At 66.3% G+C, this 24,449-nt stretch carries 27 protein-coding genes; 14 read left to right on the forward strand and 13 right to left on the reverse strand.

Translation table 11 applies throughout. The annotated features are described in order from the left end of the window. The first annotated feature begins 2 nt into the window (after positions 1 to 2). Positions 3 to 1,949 (forward strand): archaea-specific SMC-related protein, encoded by a 1,947-nt coding sequence (locus tag ACSC1S_RS18310; RefSeq protein ID WP_435365547.1) that lies wholly within the window; start codon positions 3 to 5, stop codon positions 1,947 to 1,949. A 273-nt stretch (positions 1,950 to 2,222) separates the two neighbouring features. Beyond that, entirely contained in the window at positions 2,223 to 2,477 is a 255-nt protein-coding gene (locus ACSC1S_RS18315; RefSeq protein WP_261653082.1) for an MTH865 family protein, read from the forward strand. 110 nt (positions 2,478 to 2,587) lie between these two features. On the opposite strand, the gene ACSC1S_RS18320 is transcribed toward ACSC1S_RS18315, so the two are convergent. Then, complete coding sequence (locus ACSC1S_RS18320; protein ID WP_435365548.1) at positions 2,588 to 2,977, reverse strand: nuclear transport factor 2 family protein; 390 nt, start codon at positions 2,975 to 2,977, stop codon at positions 2,588 to 2,590. A 111-nt stretch (positions 2,978 to 3,088) separates the two neighbouring features. Further along, a complete protein-coding gene (locus ACSC1S_RS18325) occupies positions 3,089 to 4,279 on the reverse strand; it encodes a CBS domain-containing protein (protein WP_435365549.1) in 1,191 nt (396 codons plus the stop codon). A gap of 107 nt (positions 4,280 to 4,386) precedes the next feature. Here ACSC1S_RS18325 and ACSC1S_RS18330 point away from each other — a divergent pair, with 107 nt between their 5' ends. Beyond that, complete coding sequence (locus ACSC1S_RS18330) at positions 4,387 to 4,572, forward strand: hypothetical protein (RefSeq protein WP_435320553.1); 186 nt, start codon at positions 4,387 to 4,389, stop codon at positions 4,570 to 4,572. A gap of 115 nt (positions 4,573 to 4,687) precedes the next feature. Here ACSC1S_RS18330 and ACSC1S_RS18335 read toward each other — a convergent pair whose 3' ends face one another. From ACSC1S_RS18335 to ACSC1S_RS18345, 3 genes are all read right to left on the reverse strand, one after another. Next, positions 4,688 to 4,852: a hypothetical protein gene (locus tag ACSC1S_RS18335; protein ID WP_435320554.1), complete on the reverse strand. Its 165-nt coding sequence runs from the start codon at positions 4,850 to 4,852 to the stop codon at positions 4,688 to 4,690. 804 nt (positions 4,853 to 5,656) lie between these two features. Continuing rightward, positions 5,657 to 7,048, reverse strand: a complete 1,392-nt coding sequence (locus ACSC1S_RS18340; protein ID WP_435365550.1) for a metal-dependent hydrolase family protein — start codon at positions 7,046 to 7,048, stop codon at positions 5,657 to 5,659. A 329-nt stretch (positions 7,049 to 7,377) separates the two neighbouring features. Further along, a complete protein-coding gene (locus ACSC1S_RS18345; protein ID WP_435365551.1) occupies positions 7,378 to 8,040 on the reverse strand; it encodes an RNA ligase partner protein in 663 nt (220 codons plus the stop codon). A gap of 374 nt (positions 8,041 to 8,414) precedes the next feature. Between ACSC1S_RS18345 and ACSC1S_RS18350 the strand changes: the two genes are divergently transcribed. From ACSC1S_RS18350 to ACSC1S_RS18360, 3 genes are all read left to right on the forward strand, one after another. Continuing rightward, complete coding sequence (locus ACSC1S_RS18350; RefSeq protein ID WP_435365552.1) at positions 8,415 to 9,269, forward strand: MBL fold metallo-hydrolase; 855 nt, start codon at positions 8,415 to 8,417, stop codon at positions 9,267 to 9,269. Between the two features lie 86 nt (positions 9,270 to 9,355). Beyond that, positions 9,356 to 10,465, forward strand: coding sequence for an RNA ligase (locus ACSC1S_RS18355; protein ID WP_435365553.1), 1,110 nt, complete (start codon positions 9,356 to 9,358; stop codon positions 10,463 to 10,465). A 204-nt stretch (positions 10,466 to 10,669) separates the two neighbouring features. Then, on the forward strand, positions 10,670 to 11,098 hold the full coding sequence (locus ACSC1S_RS18360) for a DoxX family protein (RefSeq protein ID WP_435365554.1): 429 nt from the start codon (positions 10,670 to 10,672) through the stop codon (positions 11,096 to 11,098). Between the two features lie 5 nt (positions 11,099 to 11,103). On the opposite strand, the gene ACSC1S_RS18365 is transcribed toward ACSC1S_RS18360, so the two are convergent. Both ACSC1S_RS18365 and ACSC1S_RS18370 read right to left on the reverse strand, forming a co-directional pair. After that, entirely contained in the window at positions 11,104 to 12,165 is a 1,062-nt protein-coding gene (locus ACSC1S_RS18365; RefSeq protein WP_435365555.1) for a CapA family protein, read from the reverse strand. Then, a complete protein-coding gene (locus ACSC1S_RS18370) occupies positions 12,153 to 12,464 on the reverse strand; it encodes a DUF5802 family protein (protein ID WP_261653092.1) in 312 nt (103 codons plus the stop codon). Before ACSC1S_RS18370 ends, ACSC1S_RS18365 begins: the two co-directional genes overlap by 13 nt. Positions 12,465 to 12,555: 91 nt before the next feature. Here ACSC1S_RS18370 and ACSC1S_RS18375 point away from each other — a divergent pair, with 91 nt between their 5' ends. From ACSC1S_RS18375 to ACSC1S_RS18395, 5 genes are all read left to right on the forward strand, one after another. Continuing rightward, positions 12,556 to 13,422, forward strand: a complete 867-nt coding sequence (locus tag ACSC1S_RS18375; RefSeq protein WP_435365556.1) for an MBL fold metallo-hydrolase — start codon at positions 12,556 to 12,558, stop codon at positions 13,420 to 13,422. A gap of 316 nt (positions 13,423 to 13,738) precedes the next feature. Then, positions 13,739 to 14,686, forward strand: a complete 948-nt coding sequence (locus tag ACSC1S_RS18380) for a DHH family phosphoesterase (RefSeq protein ID WP_435365557.1) — start codon at positions 13,739 to 13,741, stop codon at positions 14,684 to 14,686. Between the two features lie 81 nt (positions 14,687 to 14,767). Then, entirely contained in the window at positions 14,768 to 15,202 is a 435-nt protein-coding gene (locus ACSC1S_RS18385; RefSeq protein ID WP_435365558.1) for a universal stress protein, read from the forward strand. Further along, the gene (locus ACSC1S_RS18390; RefSeq protein WP_435365559.1) at positions 15,202 to 15,660 is read left to right on the forward strand and encodes a pyridoxamine 5'-phosphate oxidase family protein; all 459 of its coding nucleotides are present in this window, start codon (positions 15,202 to 15,204) and stop codon (positions 15,658 to 15,660) included. The genes ACSC1S_RS18385 and ACSC1S_RS18390 overlap by 1 nt, the downstream gene beginning before the upstream one ends. A gap of 91 nt (positions 15,661 to 15,751) precedes the next feature. Continuing rightward, a complete protein-coding gene (locus ACSC1S_RS18395) occupies positions 15,752 to 16,132 on the forward strand; it encodes an aldehyde dehydrogenase family protein (protein WP_435365560.1) in 381 nt (126 codons plus the stop codon). 111 nt (positions 16,133 to 16,243) lie between these two features. Here the strand turns inward: ACSC1S_RS18395 and ACSC1S_RS18400 are convergent, their stop codons facing one another. The 5 genes from ACSC1S_RS18400 to ACSC1S_RS18420 form a co-directional block, all read right to left on the reverse strand. Then, a complete protein-coding gene (locus ACSC1S_RS18400) occupies positions 16,244 to 16,651 on the reverse strand; it encodes a universal stress protein (RefSeq protein WP_435365561.1) in 408 nt (135 codons plus the stop codon). A gap of 65 nt (positions 16,652 to 16,716) precedes the next feature. Beyond that, positions 16,717 to 18,246, reverse strand: a complete 1,530-nt coding sequence (locus ACSC1S_RS18405; protein ID WP_435365562.1) for a DUF7519 family protein — start codon at positions 18,244 to 18,246, stop codon at positions 16,717 to 16,719. Continuing rightward, positions 18,243 to 19,589: a DUF58 domain-containing protein gene (locus ACSC1S_RS18410; protein ID WP_435365563.1), complete on the reverse strand. Its 1,347-nt coding sequence runs from the start codon at positions 19,587 to 19,589 to the stop codon at positions 18,243 to 18,245. The genes ACSC1S_RS18405 and ACSC1S_RS18410 overlap by 4 nt, the downstream gene beginning before the upstream one ends. Next, the gene (locus ACSC1S_RS18415; RefSeq protein WP_435365564.1) at positions 19,586 to 20,272 is read right to left on the reverse strand and encodes a DUF7269 family protein; all 687 of its coding nucleotides are present in this window, start codon (positions 20,270 to 20,272) and stop codon (positions 19,586 to 19,588) included. The genes ACSC1S_RS18410 and ACSC1S_RS18415 overlap by 4 nt, the downstream gene beginning before the upstream one ends. Beyond that, entirely contained in the window at positions 20,269 to 21,408 is a 1,140-nt protein-coding gene (locus ACSC1S_RS18420) for a DUF4129 domain-containing protein (protein WP_435365565.1), read from the reverse strand. The genes ACSC1S_RS18415 and ACSC1S_RS18420 overlap by 4 nt, the downstream gene beginning before the upstream one ends. A gap of 269 nt (positions 21,409 to 21,677) precedes the next feature. On the opposite strand from ACSC1S_RS18420, the gene ACSC1S_RS18425 reads away from it, so the two are divergent. The 3 genes from ACSC1S_RS18425 to ACSC1S_RS18435 all read left to right on the forward strand — a co-directional run bounded on the left by ACSC1S_RS18425 (position 21,678) and on the right by ACSC1S_RS18435 (position 23,642). Beyond that, positions 21,678 to 22,721: a M48 family metalloprotease gene (locus tag ACSC1S_RS18425; protein WP_435365566.1), complete on the forward strand. Its 1,044-nt coding sequence runs from the start codon at positions 21,678 to 21,680 to the stop codon at positions 22,719 to 22,721. 95 nt (positions 22,722 to 22,816) lie between these two features. Beyond that, positions 22,817 to 23,068 (forward strand): hypothetical protein, encoded by a 252-nt coding sequence (locus tag ACSC1S_RS18430; RefSeq protein ID WP_435365567.1) that lies wholly within the window; start codon positions 22,817 to 22,819, stop codon positions 23,066 to 23,068. 139 nt (positions 23,069 to 23,207) lie between these two features. After that, positions 23,208 to 23,642 (forward strand): MaoC/PaaZ C-terminal domain-containing protein, encoded by a 435-nt coding sequence (locus tag ACSC1S_RS18435; protein ID WP_435365568.1) that lies wholly within the window; start codon positions 23,208 to 23,210, stop codon positions 23,640 to 23,642. An 18-nt stretch (positions 23,643 to 23,660) separates the two neighbouring features. Here ACSC1S_RS18435 and ACSC1S_RS18440 read toward each other — a convergent pair whose 3' ends face one another. Continuing rightward, positions 23,661 to 24,437 (reverse strand): SDR family NAD(P)-dependent oxidoreductase, encoded by a 777-nt coding sequence (locus ACSC1S_RS18440; RefSeq protein ID WP_435365569.1) that lies wholly within the window; start codon positions 24,435 to 24,437, stop codon positions 23,661 to 23,663. Between the last annotated feature and the right edge of the window lie 12 nt (positions 24,438 to 24,449).

Consider the following 24,449-nt stretch of genomic DNA (forward strand, 5'->3'; position numbering starts at 1 on the left):
GCATGACTTCGCGGTTGCGTGAGACGCCCGTCAGCGTCGAGGCCGAGAACGTCGGCGGCATCGACGAGACGACGGTCGAACTCGACGCGGGGGTCACCGTCCTCGCCGGCCGGAACGCGACGAACCGGACCTCGTTCCTGCAGGCGCTGATGGCGGGCCTCGGCAGCGAGCGAGTCTCACTGAAAGGCGACGCAGAGGCGGGTCGGGTCGAACTCAAGACGCCAGACGGGACGTACACACGGACGCTCGAGCGCGGGCCAGAAGGGGTCCGCTTCGGGGGGACCCCCTTGCTCGACGACCCGGAGGTGGCGGACCTGTTCGCCTTCCTGCTGGAGGACAACCCGGCCAGACAGGCCGTCGAGCGTGGCGACGACCTCTGGGAACTGGTGATGCGCCCCGTCGACACCGACGCCATCGAGGCTGAGGCCACCCGGCTGGAGGCACAGAAGGAGGAGCTCGACCGTCAGCTCGACGAACTCGGGGCGGTGAAAGAGCGACTCCCGGACCTCGAACAGCGACGGAACGCGGTCGACGCGGATATCGAGGAGACCGAAGCGGAGCTGGCATCGGTGGAGGCGGAGCTGGAATCGGCTGAGGGAAACCTGGCGGACGAGACCGTCGACGACGTGCTCGGCGACCTGAACGAGGTCCGTGGCGACCTCGAGGACGTTCGGTTCCAGCTCGACAGCGAGTGCGAGAGCGCGTCCTCGCTCGAAGCCGAACAGCAGGAGCTGCGCGAGGAGCTCGAATCGCTCCCCGAGCAGCCCGCGGCCCGACTCGACGAACTCGAGGGCGACCTGGAACGCTACCGGGAGCGAAAGCGACGACTGGACTCGGTGACCAGCACGCTCCAGAACCTCCTCTCGTTCAACCGCGAGATGCTCGACGGCGAACACGCCGAGCTGTTCGAGCGGCTGGCGTCCGCCGAGAGCGGCGATGGCGGGGAGACAGACAGCGGTGCTGCGGGGACTCCGGTCCCTGACGCGCTCGCGCCCGACGAGGCGCTGTGCTGGACCTGCGGAACGACCGTCGAGACCGACCAGCTGGACGGGATGGTCGACCGGCTCCAGGCGGCGTACCAGGACGCGCGGGCCGAACGCTCGACCGTCGTCGCAGAACTCGACGACGTCCAGGCCGAGAAGCGGACGGTCGAACGGAAGCAGACCCGACGCGAGTCGCTCCGACAGGATATCGAAGCCATCGAGGCTGAACTGGTCGAGCGCCGACGGCGAATCGAGGAGATGGAGCGTCGGCGGGCGGAGCTAGAGGCCGAGGTCGAGTCGCTGGAGGCCGCGGTAGAGGAGCGGCGGGCGACCGACGAGGACGAACTCGTCGCGCTCCACGAGCGCGCGAACGACCTCGAGTTCGAACTCGGGCGACTGCACGAACGCCGTGCCGACCTGACCGACCAGATTGCAGACCTCGAATCGGAACTCGAACGCGAGACGGACCTCCGCGAGCGCAGAGAGCAGGTCGCCGCCGACCTCGAAGCCCAGCGCACCCGAATCGACCGGCTGGAAGCCGATGTGGTCGAGTCGTTCAACGACCACATGGCCGAACTGCTGGACATCCTCGGGTACGAGAACGTCGAACGAATCTGGATCGAGCGGAAACACGACGACGGAACGGACGTGACCCGGAGCAGCTTCGACCTGCACGTCATCAGGAGCGACGAGACGGGCGCGAGCTACGAGGACAGCGTCATGCACCTGAGCGAGTCCGAGCGGACCGTGACCGGACTCACGTTCGCCCTCGCGGGCTACCTCGCCCACGAGGTGTACGAGACGGTGCCGGCCGTCCTGCTGGACTCGCTGGAGGCCGTCGACGCAGAGCGCATCGCCGCCGTCGTCGAGTACTTCGAGTCCTACGCCGACTACCTCGTGGTCGCGTTGCTGCACGAGGATGCGGCTGCGCTCCCGGACGAGTACCGACGTGTGACTGAAATCTGATACGGACGGTGCTGTCGGGATTCGCAGGTTCAGAAAAAACCGGTGAGAGCGGCGATAGTTGGTCAGTTGCTGTGCAAGTACTGGTACGACACGAGACAGATATATCTATGCTGTGCCGGTTTCTCGTGAGTGACCGGTTTCCAGTCGGTAACGACCCACTCGACCGTTCGGTACCGGTTGCGAACCGTTCACTGGGGCTTCGCGTGCGTGCCGGGAACCGCCGGCCTCCCAACTACCCAAGGATTTATTATTTATCTGTGTGAATGGGGGAGTATGGTCGACAAAGACGATCTCCGACAACAGATGATCGACGCCTTCGAGGGCGCGAACTACCCGATCTCCAGCCCGATGGACCTCGTCCCGGCACTCCCGAACGGCCCCGGCACCCGCTTCGAGTCCGGCGACTTCTCCATGACGGCGATGGAGCTCCAGACGAAACTGCCCGGCGGCGACTTCCCGTACGACTCCGTCGACGCGTTCGTCGACGACGTCATGGACAACCTCGAAGACGGCGGCCACCTCGAATAAACGCTCACCGATTTTCGCCACGTCGTGTCCGTGGCTTCCATTCTTTCAGGCCGACTGACTCAGTAGCGCTTGCGCTGCGGCGCGAACCGTGGTCGCCCTGGTCGTCTGACCTACGGCCAGAGCGCGGTGTCCGTGAAGTTCTCGAACCGAATGATCTCCCCGTCTGCCACCTCGCTGACGTGGGCGAACGGACTCTCGATGTGCTCGCCGTCTGGGGTCGTGGCGTGGAACGCCCCGAGAATGACGACCGTGTTCCCGTCCTCGAGGAACCGCTCGGGGTCGACGGTGAACGTCTCGAACTTCTCGGCACAGGGTTCCATGACTTCTGTTCGCACCGCGTCGGGACCGTTGAAGGTCCCGCCGATGAAGAACCCGGCTGGCTCGGTCCATTCGACGTCGTCGGCCAACGTGCCCACGACTGTGTCGAGGTCCCCGTCGTTGAACGCGGTGTAGATGCGCTGCACTATCTCGACGTTGGTCTGTCGCTGTGTCGATGCCATGCTCTCTCAGATGAACCTACGTCTGGATCACGTGTGAGGGCATCGCTTGGGTTTCGGAACCGGTCGTCTGGAAGAAAAATCGAACTGACGGGTTTCGGCTCGGCCTCGTGCTCACTCGGCGCCGGTCTCCCAGCCGCGCATCTTGGCCTTCTCCTCGGGGTCCATGTGCTTCTTCGACTTGGCGTAGGTCTTGTCGTCGATGAGCTGGCGGCGGACCGCGTCGCGAGCGTCCGCGATGGCCTGCGCCGCCCCGTAGCCCTCACCGGAGGCGATGAACCGGCCGTCGTCGGTGAACAGGCGCATCCGGGCGTACAGCAGCGGGGTCCCCCGCAGCGTCTCGTCGTGTTCGTGCAGGTGGACCTTGGCGTCGAGCAGGCTCATCGGGGCGTCCTTGACCGTGCCCTCGATGAGGTCGACGACCTCCTCGTAGGAGATATCGTCGAGCAGATCCATCCCGTACACCTGGACGGCGCGGCGGCCGGGAGCTTCCCGGACGAGCGCGTCGAGCAGGTCGGAGGTCGTGGCGATGCCGACGACCTTCCCGTCCTCGACGACGACCACGGATGACACGTCGTGGTCGAGCATCATGTCGACGGCGTGGCCGAGCGAGTCGGTCGGCTCGGCGGTCACGACGGGCGTGCTCATGAAGTCACGGACGGGCACGTCGAGCAGCCGGTCGGAGTCGCCCTCGCGGCTGCCGAACCCGCCGTGGTTGGTCCCGGTGGGCTCGAAGCCCGAGGAACCACCCTGAGCCCGCCGGGTCTTTCGGGCCGTGAAGGGGACGACGTCAATTAGGCTCAGGACGCCGACGGGCGAGCCGTTCTCGACGATGGGCAGGTGCGAGATGTGCTCGGTGCGGAAGCGGTTGATGGCCTCTCCGACCGTGTTCGACGGCTCGAACGTGATGGGGTCGGCCGTGGTCACCGCGGAGACGCGGATGCCATCGAGGGCCGGCCGAACGGCCCGGACGATGTCGTCGACCGTGACGACACCGACGAGCGTCCCGTCGTTCTCGACCGGCAAGAGCCCGGAGTCGGAGTCACGCATCAGGCCGGCGACCTCGCGAACGTCGTCGTCGGGTGCGACGGTCGGGACGTGCCACACCAGCGATTTCACCTTCGCATTCGGGTTCCGGTGCGACGAGAGGAACTGCCGCCGAGTGACGACACCCAGCACCTCGCCGTCGTCCATGACGACGACCGCGCGCGTCGAGGAATCCTCGAAATGGGCGGTGAGTTTCGAGACACGAGTATCGGCGTCGGTCGTCGGGTAATTCGTCGTGACGACGTTGTTGATGTCCATCGACGGTTTCACCGGTTCGAGATACGCGCCGTAAGGTGATAACCCATCACCTGAATTCCCAGACCATGGGAGCGTTCAAAACCGCTCCGCCCCTACTTTCAAGTAGCATGCGAATTGTTCGCGCACCGGACACACAGCCCTGCTACGCCTGCGGCCAGCGAGCGGACGTGGCGGTCGCCCGGGGCTACCGGCTCGCCTACGCCTGCTGGGAGCACGCCGAGGAGTTGCTGGAGATGGGCGGGGTGCTCGTCGGGCGGGACTTAGAGGACCGGCCGGAACGCCTGCGGGGATGACCTGGGTGCCGCTATCCGGTGACCTGGGAGGCCGTACCGTCACCTCGTGGGTCGAACAGAGACGGCGAAAATATCGTGCGGGGCGGTCGAGACTGCCCCCAGGCGGGTCCCGGTCTCAGACCCGGTAGTAGGTGCCATCGAAGCCGACGTAGCCACAGCGGCCGTACTCCAGCTCGATGATCTCCTGCTCGTAGTCGACGCCGGTGACGCGGCAGGCACGACCGTTGACGTAGACCACGTTGAGGTCGTCCTCGTACCAGTCGACGTAGGAACCGTACACCGGGATGAAGGTGTAGCTGAACCGTCTCCGTGGGTAGTACCGCCGGTAGTGGTACCAGTGCCTGTAGTACGGGCGTGGACGACCGCCGGGGCGACCCGGCCGGTCGGGCCTGTCGGGCCTGTCTGGTCGGTCGGGTCTGTCTGGCCGGTCAGGTCTGTCTGGTCGGTCGGGTCTGTCTGGCCGGTCTGGTCTGTCTGGCCGGTCGGGCCTGTCTGGGCGGTCTGGACGGTCCGGTCTGCTTGGCCGGGTAGGCCGTCCAGGTTGGCCGGGTCTGCTTGGCCGGGTGGGCCGTCCAGGTTGGCCAGGTCTGCTCGGTCTACTCGGTCTGGATGGTGTGCTTGGGCGGGATGGTCTACTCGGCCTGCTCGGCCTCCCGCGTCTGCCACCTCCTCGTCCTCTGCCCCGCTGGTAGTGCAAACTCCCGGGCTGGCCGGCAGCGGCGACTGTCCCGCTACCGAGGCCGAGCCCGACCAGTCCGAACCCAACGGTCTTCAGCAACGCTCGTCGTGAGAGTCGTGGTTCGATTGGTCCTTTCATTCGCGATTCCTCCCGGCCCGATAGGTCTTTTCAGGGATTATCGCCGCGGTATGCCCCGATTACCAGGACACCACCGAGTTAACCAACGAAACGTGATTTCGAGTCGAGACCGTCTGGTGACTGGATAGTTCGTACCGGAAGGGTTCGATATAACAGGTGCCGTCGGGGTATCAGGTGGTCGGCGACCGGGCCGGCCTGGGCCCGGGGAGCGTCGTTAGACCCCCCAGCCCAGGACCACGACGGTCGAGAAGTCGGGTGAGGGAGTCCCTACTTCAGGGTGTTCTTGTAGATGATTCCATCCTTCATGATGAGGACGAACTTCTCTTCAGGCTTCGCAACCAGCTGGATGTCGGCCAGTGGGTTGCCGTCGACCAGCAACAGGTCCGCGAAGGCCCCCTCCTCGACGACGCCGAGCGTGCCCGGGTAGGGGTTGCGCGGCCCGGAGAGCGAGAGCAACTGGGCGTTGTCGTGGGTCGCCATCTTCAGCGCCTCGAACGGGGAGTACCACCGGGTCAGCTTCGCCAGTTGCTTGCCCTGCTTCGTCGCGAGTTCCGGGTCGAACAGGGTGTCGGTCCCGAACGCCGTCTTCACGCCCGTCGATTTCGCCAGTTTGTACACCGTGTCGGTCCCCTTGGTCACTTCGACGAACTTCTTCCGGCTGTTGGGGTCGGGGAACGGTATCGCGTCCTCGTCGTCGAGAATCGGTTGCATACTCAGCCAGACATCGTTCTCTGCCATCGTGGCGACGAGGCCTTCCTCCAGTAGGTGGCCGTGTTCGATGCACTTTACGCCCGCGTCGATAGCGTGCTGGACAGCTTTGTCGTTGAACGCGTGGACGGTGACGTAGGAGTTGTACGACTCGGCGACCTGGACTGCCGCTTTCAGTTCGTCGGCCGTGTACTGTACCACGTCGATGGGGTCGTACCACGACGCCACACCACCGCCTGCCATCACCTTCAGCTGTGACGCGCCCATGCGGAACGCCTCCCGAGACCGCTGGAGGACCTCGGGTACCCCGTTGGCGATGAGCATGAGGCCGGTACGCTGGTAGTAGTCCAGGGGCTGGGCAGGGTCTTCAGGCACGTCGAGTGGCCCCCGGAAGTCGGCGTGACCGCCCGTCTGGGAGATCATCGGCCCTGACGGGAAGATGCGTGGCCCGTGGACGAGACCCTCGTCTGTGGCCTGCTTGAGACCGAAGACGTTGCCGCCAGTGTCTCTAACAGTGGTGAAGCCACGCAACAGGGCGTCCTCGTTCGCCTGCGCGGCGACGATGTTCATGTAGCCAGCATCGGACTGCACGAGCTTCGCCTGGGGGACGGTGGCCAGCAGTGCATGCCAGTGGGCGTCGATGAGCCCCGGCATCAGGGTCCGCCCATCCGCATCGATGACCACGTCGGCGTCCGGCTGGCGGACGAACCGGCCGATGGTCTGTATCTTGTTGCCGACGATGACGACGTCCATCCCCTCGATGAGTGTCTCTGATTTCCCGTCGAAGATGTTCGCGCCGGTGATGAGGGTGGTCTTCCCCGTGCTCTGCGTGGCTTCTTCATCCGTTTCAGGTTGGACCCAGCCCGCCCCTGCAGTGCCGGCACGGGCTGTGCCGGTCCCGATACTACCCATCAGTGCAGCCGTCATTGTCCCGCCGGTCACGCCGAGCATGTGCCGACGGGTGAGTGATAGCGTCCTGCTTCGGGTGTCTCCAGTCGGTGCTGTGTTCGTTCCCCCGTTCGACTCCGATTCGGACCGCGAATTCTTGATTCCCATTTGGTCTCACCAGTGCGTAGTGGCTGACACGCCGGTCTCACGTCAGGGGGAGAACGCGTCGACGTCGCTGGTCGGTACCGCTACTGCAGGTCACCTTTTGGTGACGGGCAGATTAATAGATGGTCGCGGGTGCGCTGAACATACAATCGGGGAACGAAGAGCGGATTGCATCTTCCACCGACAGGTCGCGGCTGCGAGGGGCAGGCTGCACAGACGGCTGCCAATCAGCTCATCCCGTCGACTGCGTCGAGGTAGTCCTCTAGCAGCCGGGGGAAGTCCCGGCCCTGCAGGTACCGCAACCCGAAGTCGTCGGCCCAGTTGATGATGCCCTGGTCCTCCGTGACCACGCCGGCGTCGAGTTCCCGTGCCAGCACCAGCAGGTCGAGGTCCTCGCGCGAATCCAGCACCCCCTGCCGGAGCGTCTTCCGGTACTCGTCACGAAGGTCCGAGATGACGTAGTCTACCTCGGTCATCGTGTCGTCGGCGTCGTCTCCACGGTCGACGCGCGTCTCCTCGGCCTTCCGAACTGCCTTCTCCGACACCCGGAGCCCGCGGTTCACTCGGTCGGTCATCTCGCCGATGAAGCCATACACCAGGTCGGCGGGAATCATGACCTCCAGCCTGGCGGGCGCTTTCTTGATTATCCACGTGTTCAGACTGGCTAGCACGTCGTCGGAGGTGTCCCGGTTCTCCAGCATGGTCACCAGCTCCTGGTAGGTCGATGGTGGCATATAACACGAGATGTTGAGTTCGAGCTTGGCCCGCGAGATGAGGGTCAGCACCCGCACGAGGGTATCGTCGAGGTCCTCGCCGTCGCGCCGTATCTCCTGGGTGAGAAAGGTCGAGGTGTCCACGACGAACCGCTGCTTGAGGGGGTGTGGAGACATAGTAGAGATTGGCGCTCGACGAAGATATATCTCAAGGCCCCTGTTGAATATCTTCGCCACTGGGTGTTTTTGGACGTGTGCTGAATACGGGGCACGACTCGGGGATGAAAACTGACGTGCCAGGGATTGGCTGGTTCGGTTGATTCAGAGCATAGATCCATCACATTCTCATTCGCCCTCAGTGTTAGCCGGAATTGAAGAACGTGGGTATCACTCATACGTAGGCGGTGCGGGCGTCAGTTCATGGAGCACCCAATCATCGATTGCTCGCGATCGGTAGGCGGTGTCACGTCGGAAGTTATTACTGGTCCCCGAATGGACGGCTGGCACATGTATTGTCACGGCGAACCCGGCAGCGCGGCGCGGAGTGTACGATGACGATTACGAGCGACTGGGGCGAGTGGTGGGCGCGCGAGGAACTCAACGGCATCACCGTCGAGGAGGGCGTCTCCCTGTGGTATCTCGGTGTCGCTGGCTGGGCGATTCGGACGCCGGAGACCGCCATCTATATCGACCCCTACTTTAGTACCGAGCGGGACCGCGAGTACGTTGCGCGGATGTCGCCGGTGCCGATGGAACCACAGTGGGCGGACGCCTGCGACGCAGTCTTCTGCACCCATGACCACCGCGACCACTTCTGGCCGCCCTCGTTCGGTCCACTCCTCGACCACGGCGGTGCCGTCCACGCACCTGTCGAGTGCTATGAGAACTTCGACGTGAGCGCAATCGATGAGGAGAAGCGAACGGTCGCCGAACCCGGCGACAGCTACGAGGTTGGCGACCTCACCGTCCACGTTCGGGACGGGTACGATCCAGACGCGAACGGCACGGTGACGTACGTTATCGAGCACGAAACGGGTACCATCTTCCACGGCGGCGACAACCGTCCCTGCGAGGCATTTCACGACATTGGGGCGGAGTTCGACATCGACCTCGGGATGCTCTCCTACGGCACTGATGCCCGCCTCGTCGAGGACGGCGAGGTCATCACGCGCAAGCTCTACAATGACGCTGACGAGATCGTTGAGGCCGCGAACGCGCTCGGCATCGACCGCCTGATTCCCGAGCACTGGCGGCGCTGGCGGTCGATCCACGCAGACCCCGGTGCACTCTCAAAGGCAGCAACAACGTTCGAGTACCCGCACGTGATTGAAGAGGTCGAGGTTGGCGACCGCTTCCGGCTCGGCCGGCCGGGCGTCGTCCCACCCGCGCGCCTCGGCTCTGAGTGAAGTTCACTGACTGATTCGCCATTCCTCTCAACCGCTGAGGGACTCGACAGAGCCATCTCAAGGCGTCTCGGCCCCTACCCTAGCTGATGGAGTACGTGGACGAACTCGGCGTGTCACGGGAGGACTTCGAGGCGGTCGCCGACCGGTTCACCCAGCGCACGTTCCGCGGTCGTTCCTACCACCACCTGCGCCAGCGGACGAACGTGTTCCCGACCGGGACCGCCATCGTCGACGGGGCTGTCGTCCGCGGGTTCCCGAGCATTCCGCGGACCCTCCAGCTCGCCGAAGGGGTACACAAACACTTCGATGGCCGGTTCGTCGCCGAAGAGAAGCTGAACGGCTACAACGTCCGGGTGGTTCGACTGCCCGACGGCGAGATTCTCGGGTTCACCCGGAGTGGGGTCGTCTGCCCGTTCACGACCTCGGTCGTCCGCCGAGACCTCTCGCTCGATGATTTCTTCGACGCGAACCCGGAGACGATGCTCTGTGGCGAGATGGTCGGCCCGGAGAACCCCTACACGACGTGTGCCTACCCCGAGGTCGACTCTATCGGCTTCTTCGCGTTCGACGTGCGCGACCGGGCGACTGGCGCTCCGTTCCCCGTCGATGCCCGCAACCAGTGCTGTGACCGGTTCGACATCCCACGTGTCCCGTCGTTCGGGCGGTTCGACCCCGACGACGTCTCCGACCTCCGGACGGTCATCGCGGACCTCGATGCGGAGGGACGCGAGGGTGTCGTCCTGAAGTCGGGAGACGGCGAGCGACTGCTGAAGTACACAACCTCGGCGGCGAACCAGGGTAACCTCAGCTACGGCTTCCAGTACCCCTTCGACTACGGGAAGGAGTACGTCTTCCCGCGGGTGTTGCGCGAGGCCTTCATGGCGGTCGAGCAGGACGACGACGAGGAGACGCGCCGCGAGCGCGAGCACGCCGTCGGCGAGGCGATTCTGGGACCATTCATCGAGGCCATCCGGGCGGTCGATGCCGGCGATGTGCTCGCCGAGACCCACGTCGTCCGGGGCGACCCGATCGTCCTCGACGAACTGCTCGAACACCTCAGGACCCTCGGGCTCACCGTTACCATCGAGTCGGACCGGACCCGCGATGGGGAGCGACTCCTGGCGTTCTCGAAGCAGTACCGCTCCAGCACGGACTCGATTCTGGCGTATCTCGACGGACAACCCTTCGGCGAGTGAGCTACCTGGCTAGTCAACGAGTTCCCGCCACTCCGGAGCGGGAGGTAGCCCGTGTCGGGTCGCGGGCCGTCCGACAGGTCGGCGATGAGTTCCAGGAGGTTCCCGTCGAGGGCGGGGTTGCTGACACCCGATGTTCGGTTCGACCGCCGTGTCGGGTTCCGTGACGCACAACGCTTTCTGTGTCTGGACCTGACGACGAACTGAATGAACGACGCACTCGACCGTCTTCTCGCTCGCCTCAAGCGACCGCTGCTGTACGTCATGGGGGTCCTGTACGTCGTCGCGGGCGTGATGCACTTCGTCGTCCCGGATGTGTACGCCCAGATAGTGCCCCCGGTGCTCCCCGCCCCGCTGGCACTCGTGTACCTCTCGGGAGTGGCCGAGATCGGCCTCGGCATCGGCGTCATGATTCCCAGAACGCGCCGGGTGGCCGCCTGGGGGCTGGTTGCGCTGCTGGTCGCCATCTTCCCGGCGAACCTCTACATGGCGACCAGTGACGTGGTCCTCGTGGGGGCACCAGCGGCGATCAGGGACCCGTCTGCGTTTGGCCGGTGGGCGCGGCTTCCGTTCCAGGCGGTGCTCATCCTGTGGGCCTGGTGGTACACGCGCCCGATGCCCGACAGCCGTGACTGAACGGGTCAGTCGCCAGCCAGCTTCTTCCCCGCATCGGCCTCCACCGAGAGGTCGAGGACGAGGTCTTCGCCGTCGCGTCGGAAGTCCGTCCCGAAGCGGCTCGACAGCGTCTGCATCCGGTCGCGACTCCAGTTCGCGACCCGGGTGGGCGCGTGATTGACCACGAACTCGCCGATCTGGGTCGGCACCAGCCGTAAGCCGGTGATTGCGCCGTCGTCGACCTCGACCACGAACAGGAACCCCCGGTCGTTGTGCAGCCCTGGGTCGACCGCGTAGTCGTCGACGAAGTCACCGGTGTCGTACAGGATGAGACCGTCCCGGTAGCGTTCGACGCCGTGGAAGACGTGGGCGCTGTGGCCGAAGACGAGGTCGACGCCCTCGTCGACAAGCCAGTGCGCGAAGTGCTGGAACTGTCGAGGCGGGGCGGTCCGCATGTTCGGCCCCCAGTGGAGCGAGACGACGAGCAGGTCCGGGTCGGCACGCCGGGCCGCGTGCAGCGCCTCGCTCACCACTTCCATGGTCTCAGACGGGACCTCCGGACCGTCGTCTATCTCGATGTAGGCGGTGCCGGGGTTGGCCTGGCTGGCGGCGAACTCGGGCGTGTTGTCGGTGAACGCGAGGAGGGCGACAGTGCAATCGCCCGCGGTGACGACCGCCGGTGTCCGGGCCGAATCGACGGTTCGACCTGCGCCCGAGCAGGCGACGCCGATGGACGTGAGCGTGTCGAGCGTGTCGTAGAGGCCATCGACGCCGTAGTCGAGGACGTGGTTGTTCGCGAGCGACACCCAGTCCACCCCGGCGTGTCGGAGGGCTGGGGCTGCCCACTCCGGGTTCGCCCGGAAGTGGAACGGGTGGTACGTCTCGGTCCAGGGCTCGCCGCCCGTCGAGAGACAGCATTCGAGGTTGAGGAAGACGCCATCGCACGCCTGGAGCGTGGGGAGCATGTCGCCCCAGACCGCCGTCGCGTCGCGTGTCCACTGGTGTTCGTCTACGAGTCGACCGAGCATCGTGTCGCCGGCGAAGGCGAGGCGCTGTCCGTCCGGTCCCTCGCCGTTCACCCCAACCACCTGTCGAGGCGTCGTGCCGTCCCGGCCCGGGCGAACAGGACCGGTATCGGCCCCTCGGTCAGGCCCCACTCGTCGACTGACTCGGCCGGAACGGCCAGTGTCTCGGCCGGTGTGGCCGTGTCTGCCCAGACCCGGAGGTAACATCCCGGCAGGTGTGCAACCAGGTACGATGCCCCCATGTCGCCGGTGCTATCGGCCGCAGCCGCGAACTCGGGCTCCCCGAGCGTGGGCCGTGACCCGACCGTCGGCAGGACCGACAGACGACCGACGACGAAACCAGAACTTAATTGTTCGAACATGTCCCCCTTGTCAGAGATACGGGGGCATCCGATTTAGGTCGCACCCGCACGCCTCAAGGGGGTTATAGGTTCCCACCTCGAAGAGCCTGCCATGACAGGGGTCCATCCGGTCGCACCGGAGACGTACGCGGTCGACGCGCAGATGCTCGGGATGCCGGGGTCGATGTCGGTCTACGTCATCGATGCGGCGGAGCCGGTGATACTCGACGCTGGGCCTGCCACGGGCGCAGAACACGTCCTCGACGGGCTCGAGGAGTGCGGTGTCGACCCGAATGAGGTCGCCTACCTCGTCCAGACACACGTCCATCTCGACCACGCGGGTGCTGCCGGGACGCTCGCAGACGCCTGCCCCGACGCCGAGGTTGTGGTTCACGAACGCGGTGTGGAGTACCTCACCGACGCCGAGAAGCTCTCACGGCTGTACGAGAGCGCCCGGGAGGCGGTCGGAGACGACATCGCGTCCGGGTACGGCGAGCCGAGTCGTGTCCCGCGAGACCGCTGTCGGGTCGTCTCCGGCGGCGAATCGCTGGACCTTGGCGACCGTCAACTGGATCTCGTCCACGCACCGGGCCACGCCCCACACCAGATTTGCGCCCTCGATTCACGGACGGCGACGCTGTTCTCGGCGGATGCCGCAGGGATGTTCCTGTTCGACCAGCTCCTGCCGACCACACCGGCACCCGATTTCGACCTCCAGCAGAGCCTCGACACCATCGAGCGCCTCCGGGCACTCGACCCGGAGACCATCTGTTACGGCCACTTCGGGGCCCGTGAGGACGCGGGAGCGGCCCTCGAGGCGTACGCCGACCTGTTGCCGAACTGGGTCGCGGCTGTCGAGGCTGCCGTGGCGTCGACCGGCAGCGACGACGTGGACGCGGTGGTCGACGAACTGTCGGCCGACTGGCCGAGTCCGACTATCGAGCGGGACGTGGTCGGGGTCCTGGCGACCGACCGATAGGACATAACGGTCGGCCGTCACGTCGGCCGACGAAGCTATCTTCCCTCGAAGACTAGGTCTACTGCCCTCGTTTTCTGGGGGTGCCGGGCGAGCGAAACTATGACCCCCCATGTTCCGGTCGTCCGGTTCTTGCAGTATCTCTCCCCCCACCGAGCGGCCGCCAGTCCTCGCTCCGGTCTCGACCGCGGTCGCCGCTGTCGCCGGCGTACCCTTCTCGCCCGGACACCGCCCTGTCGCAGTGAATCCCCGTGCCGACAGCACGGCGAAAGCGAGTGACGCCGGTTAGCCCAAGTACGTACACCGCTTTCTATTCGGTATGGGGGAGACGTTCGGCTCGCCTTCGGCACTGGTCCAGTTCCTGCCACCGGATGGCCCGACGCTCGTCGTCTGTCACCGACACGCAGATCTTGACGCGATCGGGTCCGCTCTGGCGCTCGCCGAATTCCTCCCCGACGTGACCGTCTGCGCCCCGGGTGGCATCGGTATGCAGGCGAAGCCGCTCGCCCGGGCGACGGTCGAACGGGCCGACCCGGCCGAATTCGCGCTCACCATCGTCGTCGACGCGGCCGAATCTCGACGAGTGGAACCCATCGACCTCGACCGGGCGGGCACCCTCATCGTCATCGACCATCACGAACCCGGCGACCTGCTCGACCGTGCCGACGCGGCGCTGGTGGTCCCCGACGCGGGCGCGACCGCGGAACTGGTCTACAAACTCGCCGGGGAGGCCGGCTGGGACGTCTCAGAGACCGCCGCGTACTACCTGCTCGCGGGTATCATGGGCGACACCAAGCGGCTCGCGTTCGCCGAACCGGCGACGTTCGACGTGGTGGTCGACCTCCTGCCACTGGCGGGCGACCGGGCCCACGAGTTGCCGGCGGTTCTGGGCCCGACCTGGCGCGAAGGCGAGCGTGTCGCCTGCCTCAGGGCGATGCAGCGACTCGACCTCTTTCGCAGTGACGACCTCGTCGCCGCCGTGACATACGTCGGGAGCTACGCCAGCACCGCCGCCTCGGCCATCGTCGACGCCGGTGCCGACCTCGCTGTGGTCCTCTCGGGCCGCGACTTCGGCACTCGCGTCGCCGTCAGGACGAACGGGTCGGTCCACGTCGATACGGTGCTCGACCCGCTGCTCGCCGTCTTCGACGGGTCGGGCGGCGGCCACGACGACGCTGGTGTCGCGAACCTCCATGCAGAACGCGACGTGATTCGCACCAGACTCGACGAGGTTCTCCGGGCGAGTCTCGGGTTCGAGCCGTACTGAGTGCTTGCTGGACTGGAAACGAGTCGTAGCGACCGGAAACGAGGGGTGGTATTTATCAGTTCAGTCAGTGTCATATCTAGTATGGCAGACACCATACTGGTTCCCTACGACGATTCTCCGCAGTCCGTGGATGCCCTTCGTCACGCACTGGAGAAGCACCCCGACGATGACCTCGTGCTCGTGCACGTCATCGACCTGATGGATGCCGGGTTCAGCACGCCCATCGACGGCACACTCCCCGGCTTCTGGGAGGAGTGGTACGAGGGCCAACAACAGGCAGGTGAGCAACTGTTCGAGGACGCACAGGCGATCGCCGACGAGTACGACGTGACCCTGACGTCCGAGACGGTCGTCGGTCGTCCCTCGCGGACCATCAACGACTACGCAGAGGAACACGACGTGGACCACATCATCATGGGGAGTCACGGGCGAACCGGCGTCAGCCGGGTCCTCCTCGGGAGCGTGGCCGAGGCCGTCGTGCGACGAGCACCCTGCCCCGTCACCATCGTCCGCTGATGTTCGCGATTCGCGGCGACTGGGACCACGAGGCGGCTGCCGAGTTCCTCACGGAGACGACGGTCCCGGTTCGCCTGTCCTGTCACACGCCGGATGGCAACCTCTGGATGCTCTCGCTGTGGTACGAGTACGACCCCGCGACGGGTGCGTTCCGCTGTGCGACGGCAGCCTCGGCCGAGGTGGTTCGGTACCTCGAAGCCGACGACACGGTCGCGTTCGAGATATCGACCAACGACGTGCCGTACCGTGGTGTCCGCGGCCAGGGAACCGCCAGCATCGCTCCGGACGAGAACAAGGAGGTGCTTCGGCGCTTGCTGACGCGCTACCTCGGGGGAACCGACTCCGGACTGGCGAAGTCGCTCCTCTCGCCCGACCGCGAGGAGGTCTGCATCACCATCTCCATCGAGCGCGCCTACACCTGGGACTTCAGCGACCGGATGGGCGGCGGGTCGAAGTAACGCGAAAGGGGTCCTGACTGGTCGCCTGCCCCGAGGCGACGGCAGGCAGTACCTATTCTCTGGCTGAGAGAGGAGCAGTATCAGGGGCAGCATGACCGATCCAGTGGCTGCCACCGCTGAGGACCCCGCAATCGCCTCGCCACATCTCTCTCCAGCCCTGTTGGACCGATTCAGGGCGCTCGTCACCCGCGACCCGACCCATGAGGAAACACGCGAGGCGGTCGCCCCGTTCACCGGAAACGCGGTGTCCGCGGTGGCCGAGTGTGGACCCGAGGACGTGGCCCGTGCGGTCGAGCACGCCCGGACCGACCAGCGCGAGTGGGGGACCGTGACGCCGAGGCACGACCCGCGGTCGCCTGGCACCTTCACGACGTGGTACTCGCCCGGCGTGACGGGCTCGCCGCTCACTCCAGTTCGAGAGCGGGACGTCGAGAGCCCACGCCTGCGGAGCGGTCATCCCATTCTCCGGTGAGGCGGCCGCCCTGCCACGGGCAGTTCCCTGACCACGAAAGCAGAACTATATGTGGACTGTCTATTCTGGGCCACTCGATACTATCGAGAAGTAATTGTATCGGGGTGTTGATTAGACGACGATCAGATCGATGTCCGACCGCTGCTCGACGTGGTGGCGGACTCCACCGATGTGCTCGCTGTGGTCGCCGTGTTTGCCGAGGATGATCACTTCGGCCCCGATGTCTCGTGCGTAGTCGAGGATGACCTCGTCGGGCACCCCGTGCCTGATGTCGATGACGACAGGGATACCCTTCGAATCGGCGATTTCCTTGATTTCGGTTGCGCACTTGTGCCCGTGGTCTTCGGCGAGGACCATCGAGGCCTCGTCGGAACTGAGCGCCGGCTCACCGTACTTTCGCTCGTCGACGACACAGAGGCAGTGTAGCGTCGCGCCGCGCTCGCCGGCGACCTCGATGGCGTGTTCGGCCGCCTGGTGTGCGTAGTCGCTCCCGTCCACCGCGACGAGTACTTCAGTCATGCCTCATTATACGTACAGTTAGAACTTAACGTTTGAGTTTGAAAATTGATATTTCTGGGGTCTGCTCAGGAGTCCGCGTCCCCGGTCTCCCGGTCGACAGACGCGAGCCGGGAGAAGGCGACGAGCGAGACGAGCAGCAGGGTCAACGCCGCGATAGCCCGCCAGCGCGGGATGTCGATGCTGGTGGTACCGGGCACGGCGAACTGGATGGCCAGCAGCGAGAGGACGATGGCAGCGATGCCGACCGTTATCGCGCCGGCGGCGTGCACGACCTCGCCACGTCTCGTCTCGGCGACCTGCCCGACCTCGTGGCCGACGAGCGTCGCGTTCAGGCCGAGGTCCCAGGTCAGGAGTGTGCCCGCCATACCGACGAACACCGCGATGGGGAGCGCGTTCGACAGCCCGCTCGCGACCGTCGCGGCGAACAGCAGTACCGCGCCGAGCGCGAACCCGCTGCTGTCCTCCGGGAGGTAGTCGAACGAAAGGACGAACATCGCGACGGGAATCACGACGAGCATGACGATGAGCGCGCCCGTGACGATACCGAGGAACGTCGCGCCCATCCCGTAGGTGCCGAACGCGGCTGCGTACGGCGTCTCCGGCCCGACGGCACCCGCCACGAGCGTCACGACCGGTGGAATTGCGGTGAGCAGGCCGATGACGACACTCGAGACCACGCCACCGGTGGCGTAGGCGAGCGTCTTCGGTGGCTTGCGGCCGACCATACCCACGAACAGCAGCTGTGCGAGGTGGAGCGCCACGACGCTCGACAGCACGAGGATACCGACCCCGAGGACGGCGTGGGGTACCCACGAGAGCAGGAAGCCCCGGACCAGTGCCCCGAACGTGTACGTGAGCGACAGCGCGGTGTCGAACAGGGCCCTGCCCGTCGGGGTCGCCGCGGCGAACACCTCGATGCCGAGGATGACCCAGACACCCCACGGAACCGTCCGGGGGTCCACACCGAACTGGTCGATGCCGCTCGCTCTGGGGTCGTATCGCTGGTCGGGCAGCCAGTCGTCGAGGATGGTGACCGCCTTCGAGAGCAGGACCGCGAGCAACACCGCCTCCAGCTGGAGCGTGACGAAGCTCACGAGCGGATTCGCCGTCACGATGGACTCGAGCGCGACCACCAGGACCACCGCGAGGGTGCTGAAGAAGCGCGCGTGGACGGCGGCGGCGACGATGGTCGCCACGATGAGGACGAGGATGGACCGTGAGAGGGTCCCACCCATCGTCTCGATGGTCTCGTCGTCGATACCGACGACGGCTTCGATGGCGACGAGCGTCACCGCGACGATCGACGCACCGACGACGACGGCGACGGCAAGCGACTGTTTGAACATGAGGAGGGCGATGACGATAGCAACCGCCCCTGCGACGAACGCGACACTTCCCTCGGCGCGGGGGCGACTCTGGCCCGCGTCGAGCTTCTTGGCACCGTAGGCGACGCTGGCGGCTCCCGCGAGTCCGAGCAGCAGGCTGAAGGGCTGCCCGACGAGCACGCCGAGGACGAGACTGGTGAACGCGGCGACGCCGATGGCGAGCCTCCCGCTGAAGCGAGCCGGGGAGTCGTCGAACTCGTAGTCGCTCACGACGACCACCTCCGCATCGCCACCTCGATGGCAGCGAACAGCGGCTGGTCGGGCGACCACTCGATGACCTTCGTCTTCCGGCCCCGGAGCGTTCTGAGGCGCGTGTCGCGCTTGATTCGCTCCAACTTGGCCCCCGGCGTCTCATCCGAGGTCACGTCCGGTGAGACGACGCGGACCTCGTGGCCCGCCGCCCGCAGGCGACGGAGCGTCTCGAACGGGCCGTCGTCCATCATCGGGGTGACGAAGACGACCTGTGCCTCGTTCGGGATCCGCCGCCGCAGCCAGTCGACGCGCCAGCCGCCGTCGGCGGCCGGTGTCGGTGCTGCGTCGTCGCTCTCGGATGGTTCGGGGGCACCCTGCCAGCTGTCGGCACCGCCGTCGTTCGCCGGGTCCTCCGCGTCGTCGGCGACCGGGATGGTGGTCGAGGCGGCCAGACTCAGGTTCTGGCGGATGCGAACCGCCTGCTCGTCGCCGGTGCCCGGTTCGAGGTAGTCGAACGTGCCGCCGTAGCGGGCGAGGCCGACGCGGTTCCCGTCTTTCAGCAGCGACCCGCAGAGGCGGCCGGCCGCGTACATCGAGAGCTCGACGCCGTCCGGTTCCTCGGGACGACGCGAGATGCGCGACTCGTACCGCGTATCGACGACCACGACGATGCTCGCGGCCCGGCTCTGGCGGAACTCCACGGTCCGAAGCTCGCCGGTTCGCGCGAACCGCTTCCAGTCGATGCGGCTCATCGGGTCCGAGCGCTGGTATTTGCGCACCGAGTAGAACTCGATGCCTTCGCCGCCGGTGTCGGTCTCGATGCGCCCGGTGTAGGAGATGGTCCGGTCACCCAGCGGCACGCCGTCGATGCCCGCCCGACAGGAGACGCGCTCGGGGAGGTCGACCGTGGTGTGGGCCTTCGTCGCGCCACTGACGTTGCGCGTGACCAGGGTCGCGTGCTGGAACTCGTGGACGCCACGACGGGCCGTGATGGTGTACGTGAACTCGTCTTCCTCGCCCGGCAACAGGCTGGTGAGGTAGCGGGGTGCACCTTTCTGGACCCCCAGCGTGTCCGGCACGCCGTCGACGACCCGGACGTCCGCCATCGGCGAATCCGACTCGTTCCGGACCGTGACCGTCACCTCGATGTCCTCGCCCGGCATCGGAGAGGTGGTCGAGAGCGACCGTTCCAGCCCGACGTCGAGCGACGGGGGCCGGGTCGCGTAGCCGTATGCCGCGTAGCTCAGGCCGATGGCGGCCGCGAGGAACAGCGTCGTGTTCTTGGTGAACAGCCCGAGCGCACCCGTCACGAGGGCGGCGGTCAGGCCGACGTTCCAGCGTCCAGTGTCTTCTATCGTCATCGGTCTTCCTCCAGGAGGCCGGCACGGTCTGCGAGTTCGTCGACGGTGTGGGTGACGTGGCGCTCGAACGCCTCGCCGCTGAGCCAGTCGAAGAACTGCATCTTGAGGGGGAGCTCGGGGGCCTCGTCGCCCCCGAGGAATCTGGCCGCACGCGGGTTCTCCGTCCAGGTACCCCGCTCGAGATGCGCTGTTGCTTCCGCTTCCGTCCAGCTCTCGCTCGACTGTAACACCTCGACTGCAACCGCCCGCACCTGTCGTTTGACCTCCAGGCGCTCCCGGCTGCGCCACCAGCTGTTCGAGTTCGAATCGGGGAGCTCACCCGTCAGGTTCTGGACGGAGCTGTCGAACGAGTCACCGGCGGATTCGCGTGCCTGGTAGCTCGCACCCTCGGGGAACACCCCCGAGAGGACGTCCGTCGTCTCGTCGCGTTCCGTCCGGTAGAGGTGGACCGCGCCGATGATACCGCCGGTGAGACCGAGGAACAGCACGGTCCCGCGGTTCGTGAGGATGCCCTCGACGTAGGGGCGGCTCGGTTCCATGGGGTAGGGCAGGAACGCCAGCACGAGTGCGCCGACCAGCGCGCCGGTGCCGACGAGCAGGAGGGCGCTCTTCCGGTCGAAGAGCTTGCCGAAGGCGCGTCCAGTCTGGTGACTGGCCTTCCGGAAGGGGCCGCGGCTGCTCATGAGTCACCCTCCAGTCGCCTGGCTATCTGTCTGACCGCGTCACGGGCGGCCTGTGTTCGGGAGTCGTCCGGCGGGTACTGGCCGTACCGGACGTCCTGGAACGCCCTGGTGAGTCGCCCGACCGCGTCGGCGGGAAGGCCGTGTTCGACGGCGGCGCGGGCGTACTCTGCAGGGGTTCGCGACGGGCTCCGACCCGTCGGGAGCTGGTCGATCATGTACTCCCACGCCTCCTCGATGCTGAGGGGCGAGGGCTGGTGTGCGCCGGGGTCGGTGAACTCGTCCGTCGCCGCGGCTGCCCGGCCGCGGGGGTCGTCCGGGGTCTCCTCGTTGCGGCGCAGCCAGTTCCGCGAGCCGAGGCCGCTCGAGAGGGTCGAGAAGCCACCGGCCAGGGCACCGAGACCGCCACCGATGCCGCGGGGGATGGCAAGCAGGCCCTTCCCCAGGGCCGCGGGGACGCCGACGAAGAGGCTCGCGCTGAGGGAGCCGAGGCCCTTGCCGACGGCTCCGAGCCCGCGAGCGAAGTCGTTCGCGGCGCTACCGATGGTGTCGAGCACCTGCGGGGCGGACGCGGAGGTGCCGACGAGGAACGCCATCGTGGTCTGCGGGATGGTGAGGAACGAGGCGCGGATGTGCAGCGGGGGGAGGCCGGGGAGCTTGAGCACCCAGCCGTCGAAGTCGGGGCGTGAGGTCCGTTCGACCTGCCCGACGGTCAGGACGAGGACGGCCCCGATACCGGTGAGTGTGAGGAGTCCCATGAACGTCGTCACCACGGTTCCGAGGTCGATACCGCCGCGGTCGTTGTCGCTCCCGCCGGCGGCTGCTCGCTCGGTCGTGGTCGCCGTCCGCGTCGGTGTCGGGGTTGCGGTCCCGCCGTCGGACCCGGAGCCCGAGCCGGTCCCGCCGTCGGTTCCCGCCGTCGTCTCCGTCGCAGAATCCGCCGTGGAGGGCGGCTGCTCGCTGGTCGGTCCGTCGGTCCCGGGGGCCGTGGGGTCGCCGGACCCGGCGGTATCGCCCGCGCCGCCCCCGACGCCGGCCGGGTACGTCCCGAAGCCGGAGGCGGGGAGGAGGGAGGCGGCGAGGATGACCGTCAGGACGGCAACGACCGCGACGGCCGCGCGACTCAGGTCGTATGCCACAACAGTTGTACTTGTCCAGTGGGTTAAATATATTCTCATCATCTGATGACTTCGGGCGGGGAATTATCCCTGGTTGATGTAACGACGTGTTGGTCTGTTGGGACGAATGGCCCTCAGAACGGCGCGAGTAGCCTTGCAAACGAAGTATTCGGAATCCACGTTTCGCGGGTACGTGACGATGTCGAGACTGGCCGAATGACAGGTGGAGCGGGTCGAGAACCAAAACCAGTCGGAAATGTTTTAGTTTCTTGGAATAAATCGTCGGTCGAATGGAACGCGATTCAGACCTCACCGCGCGCATCCTCCTGACGCTCGCGCTCATCCTCGTCGCGGACCTCGCCCTGGTCTCCGCCGTCGCGTACCTCCTCAGTCCGTGGCTGGCGTACCCGCAGGCCGCGCTCGCCAGCGCACTCGGCATCGAGGGGGCGTCTTCGCTCGCGTGGGGTGCCGTGGTCGTCCTCCCCGTCCTGGTCGCCTTCGTCTGGGCCCAGTTCCGGTACAGTCGCCGTGAACTCCTCGCGGAGGCCGACGCCAGACCGGTCTCGGCCGACGAGTACCCGGCCCTCCACGCCCGCCTCCAGCGCCTCGCGACCCAGGCCGACATGCAGCCACCCAGTCTCGCGGTCGCGGACACGTCGGTCCCCAACAGCTTCGCTATCGGCGGGTTCCGGAACGCCACCATCGTCGTCAGTACCGGCCTGCTCGACGCGCTCGACGACGACCAGCTCGACGCGGTCCTCGGGCACGAACTCGCCCACGTACGGAACCGCGACGCCACCGTGATGACACTCGCCTCGTTCGTCCCGGCGCTCGTCAGCGACGACTTCAGCCTGTTCGGCACTCGCTCGCTCGGCTACCTGTTCTGGGGCGCTGTCCTCGTCGTCCTGTACGGCCTGAGTGCCGCGTTCATCGACGCACCGATCCTCTCCGCGGAGTACACCATCTCGTTCGTGATGATGCTCGTCCTCTCGGCCGTGCTCGGGGGCATCGTCCTTGGCGTCGTCGGGGCGATGGTGCTCGGCCTCAGTCGGAACCTCTCGCAGTACCGCGAGTACGTCGCGGACCGGTCCGGTGCGTTGCTCGCTGGCAACCCGGCTGCACTCGCGACCGCGCTGCAGACGCTCGACGAGAGCGTCGCCACGCCGACGACGGACCGCCGGCAGTACGCCGGCGTCGAGGGGCTCTGCCTGCTCCCCTATGGCTTCACCGACGGGGACCCGGCGTCGGACGGCGAGTTCACTGTCGAGACCCGCTCGCACCCGCCGACCGAGAAGCGAATCGAGCGGTTACAGGCGCTCCAGCGCGAACTCTGACCTGGCGCTCGTCGACCGGGCATCGCTCCGGTACAGTCACGATATCGTGTATTTTGGCTGTCCCATTGAAGTGCCTCGAGGCGCTGGTGGCTTCCATGGCCAATCAGGAGGCGAACCGGAGCGGGCGGGCCGAGGCCACGTCTGCCGACGTCGAGGGGTCCGGAGGGACAGACAGCGAGCCGAAGTCGGTCACGACCCGGTGTATCCACTGCGAGAGCACGAACGCGACCGTGTTGATTCCGCGAGACAGCAATCTCTCCGAGTCACACGAGAAGGCCGATGGGAAGGTGTGGGGGAACTGCAGGTCCTGCGGCGAACGGTTCGACGTGTACTTCAGGAAGAACTGAGTGCGAGATTGAGGACCGAGACGCTGCGTCGACGGCGCGCTCTCAGTCCGGTTTCTGCCTCCCGTATCCGAGTACCGCCACGACTCACGGACCACGTGTACCACCTGGGTTTACGTCCGGCCCCGCCCCAGGTCCCGGCATGCATTTCGAGGACATCGAGGTCGGCGACACGCTCGAGACAGCAGGTCGAACCATAACCGAAGCCGACCTGGTGAACTTCGCGGGCGTCAGCGGCGATTTCAACCACCTCCACATGGACGCGGCCGAGATGGCCGACTCCGACTTCGGCGAACGAATCGCACACGGCGCGCTCGTCTTCTCCGTGATGACGGGCCTGCTCTGGCAGTCGCGTGACGCCGACAGCGGCCTCGTCGCCCTCTATGGTGTCGACGAGGTGCGGTTCCGCAATCCGACGTTCGTCGGTGACACGGTGCGCGTCGAGACGGAGGTCGTCGACAAGGAACGCCGTGAGCACCCGACGGCGACCGGTGTGGTCCGGTACCGGGCCGAGGTCGTCACTGTCGAGGAGGAGAAGACGGTGCTCTCGTGCGTGTTGTTGGCGCTGGTGAAGTAGGGCTGTTTCGGGGGCCGATCAGGTCGACAGCAGGTCCGCGCCGCCCGTGATACCGATGACCTGTCCGGTCATGTAATCGGCGTGCTCGCTGGCGAGGTAGCACACCATCGGGGCCACGTCGGATTCGCGGCCAAGTTTCTTCATCGGAGTCGCCTGGCGGATGCGCTCGAACTGCGGGTTCACCTGTTCGAGCTGGTCCGGCGGGAGGTCGGCGAGGTCATCGACGACGATGCTCGGCGCGAGCACGTTCGAGGTGACACCTTCTTTCGCGCCTTCGAGCGCGAGCGCCCGCCCGAAGCCGACGAGCCCCATCTTCGTCGTCGAGTACGACACCTGGCCGAAGCTGCCGTGGGTGCCCGCGATGGAGGCCATGGTGATGACCCGACCCCAGCCACGCTCACGCATGTGGGGGAACACCTCTTTGGTGATGTTGTACGCGCCGGTGAGGTTGAGGTCGAGGTCGCGGTCCCAGAGGTCGTCGTCGAAGTCCCCGATGCGGGAGACCGCATCCACGAATCCCGCGTTGTTCACGAGGATGTCGATGCCGCCGGTCGATTCGCGAACGTCGGCGACCGTCTCGCGCACGTCGGCGCGGTCGGTCAGGTCGCAGGCGACCGCCAGCGCGTCGCCCCCCTCGTCTTCGATGTCGCTCACGACGCGCTCTGCACCGGCTTCGTCCACGTCGAGCACGACGACTTCGACGCCCTCGCGAGCGAGGTGTCGGGCGTCTTCGCTACCGAGGCGACCCGCCCCGCCGGTCACGAGTGCGGTTCTGTCGGAGATTCCGAGGTCCATGCCGTGTGCGTC

Origin of the sequence: Haloarchaeobius pelagicus, from assembly GCF_051207375.1 — an archaeon.
GTDB lineage: Archaea > Halobacteriota > Halobacteria > Halobacteriales > Natrialbaceae > Haloarchaeobius.

Bases quoted from the DNA above. Each gene is read 5' to 3' on its own strand.
- ACSC1S_RS18310 (WP_435365547.1), top strand. From the start codon at position 3: ATGACTTCGCGGTTGCGTGAGACGCCCGTCAGCGTCGAGGCCGAGAAC.
- ACSC1S_RS18315 (WP_261653082.1), top strand. From the start codon at position 2,223: ATGGTCGACAAAGACGATCTCCGACAACAGATGATCGACGCCTTCGAG.
- ACSC1S_RS18320 (WP_435365548.1), bottom strand. From the start codon at position 2,977: ATGGCATCGACACAGCGACAGACCAACGTCGAGATAGTGCAGCGCATC.
- ACSC1S_RS18325 (WP_435365549.1), bottom strand. From the start codon at position 4,279: ATGGACATCAACAACGTCGTCACGACGAATTACCCGACGACCGACGCC.
- ACSC1S_RS18330 (WP_435320553.1), top strand. From the start codon at position 4,387: ATGCGAATTGTTCGCGCACCGGACACACAGCCCTGCTACGCCTGCGGC.
- ACSC1S_RS18340 (WP_435365550.1), bottom strand. From the start codon at position 7,048: ATGCTCGGCGTGACCGGCGGGACAATGACGGCTGCACTGATGGGTAGT.
- ACSC1S_RS18345 (WP_435365551.1), bottom strand. From the start codon at position 8,040: ATGTCTCCACACCCCCTCAAGCAGCGGTTCGTCGTGGACACCTCGACC.
- ACSC1S_RS18350 (WP_435365552.1), top strand. From the start codon at position 8,415: ATGACGATTACGAGCGACTGGGGCGAGTGGTGGGCGCGCGAGGAACTC.
- ACSC1S_RS18355 (WP_435365553.1), top strand. From the start codon at position 9,356: ATGGAGTACGTGGACGAACTCGGCGTGTCACGGGAGGACTTCGAGGCG.
- ACSC1S_RS18360 (WP_435365554.1), top strand. From the start codon at position 10,670: ATGAACGACGCACTCGACCGTCTTCTCGCTCGCCTCAAGCGACCGCTG.
- ACSC1S_RS18370 (WP_261653092.1), bottom strand. From the start codon at position 12,464: ATGTTCGAACAATTAAGTTCTGGTTTCGTCGTCGGTCGTCTGTCGGTC.
- ACSC1S_RS18375 (WP_435365556.1), top strand. From the start codon at position 12,556: ATGACAGGGGTCCATCCGGTCGCACCGGAGACGTACGCGGTCGACGCG.
- ACSC1S_RS18380 (WP_435365557.1), top strand. From the start codon at position 13,739: ATGGGGGAGACGTTCGGCTCGCCTTCGGCACTGGTCCAGTTCCTGCCA.
- ACSC1S_RS18385 (WP_435365558.1), top strand. From the start codon at position 14,768: ATGGCAGACACCATACTGGTTCCCTACGACGATTCTCCGCAGTCCGTG.
- ACSC1S_RS18390 (WP_435365559.1), top strand. From the start codon at position 15,202: ATGTTCGCGATTCGCGGCGACTGGGACCACGAGGCGGCTGCCGAGTTC.
- ACSC1S_RS18395 (WP_435365560.1), top strand. From the start codon at position 15,752: ATGACCGATCCAGTGGCTGCCACCGCTGAGGACCCCGCAATCGCCTCG.
- ACSC1S_RS18400 (WP_435365561.1), bottom strand. From the start codon at position 16,651: ATGACTGAAGTACTCGTCGCGGTGGACGGGAGCGACTACGCACACCAG.
- ACSC1S_RS18410 (WP_435365563.1), bottom strand. From the start codon at position 19,589: ATGACGATAGAAGACACTGGACGCTGGAACGTCGGCCTGACCGCCGCC.
- ACSC1S_RS18415 (WP_435365564.1), bottom strand. From the start codon at position 20,272: ATGAGCAGCCGCGGCCCCTTCCGGAAGGCCAGTCACCAGACTGGACGC.
- ACSC1S_RS18425 (WP_435365566.1), top strand. From the start codon at position 21,678: ATGGAACGCGATTCAGACCTCACCGCGCGCATCCTCCTGACGCTCGCG.
- ACSC1S_RS18430 (WP_435365567.1), top strand. From the start codon at position 22,817: ATGGCCAATCAGGAGGCGAACCGGAGCGGGCGGGCCGAGGCCACGTCT.
- ACSC1S_RS18435 (WP_435365568.1), top strand. From the start codon at position 23,208: ATGCATTTCGAGGACATCGAGGTCGGCGACACGCTCGAGACAGCAGGT.
- ACSC1S_RS18440 (WP_435365569.1), bottom strand. From the start codon at position 24,437: ATGGACCTCGGAATCTCCGACAGAACCGCACTCGTGACCGGCGGGGCG.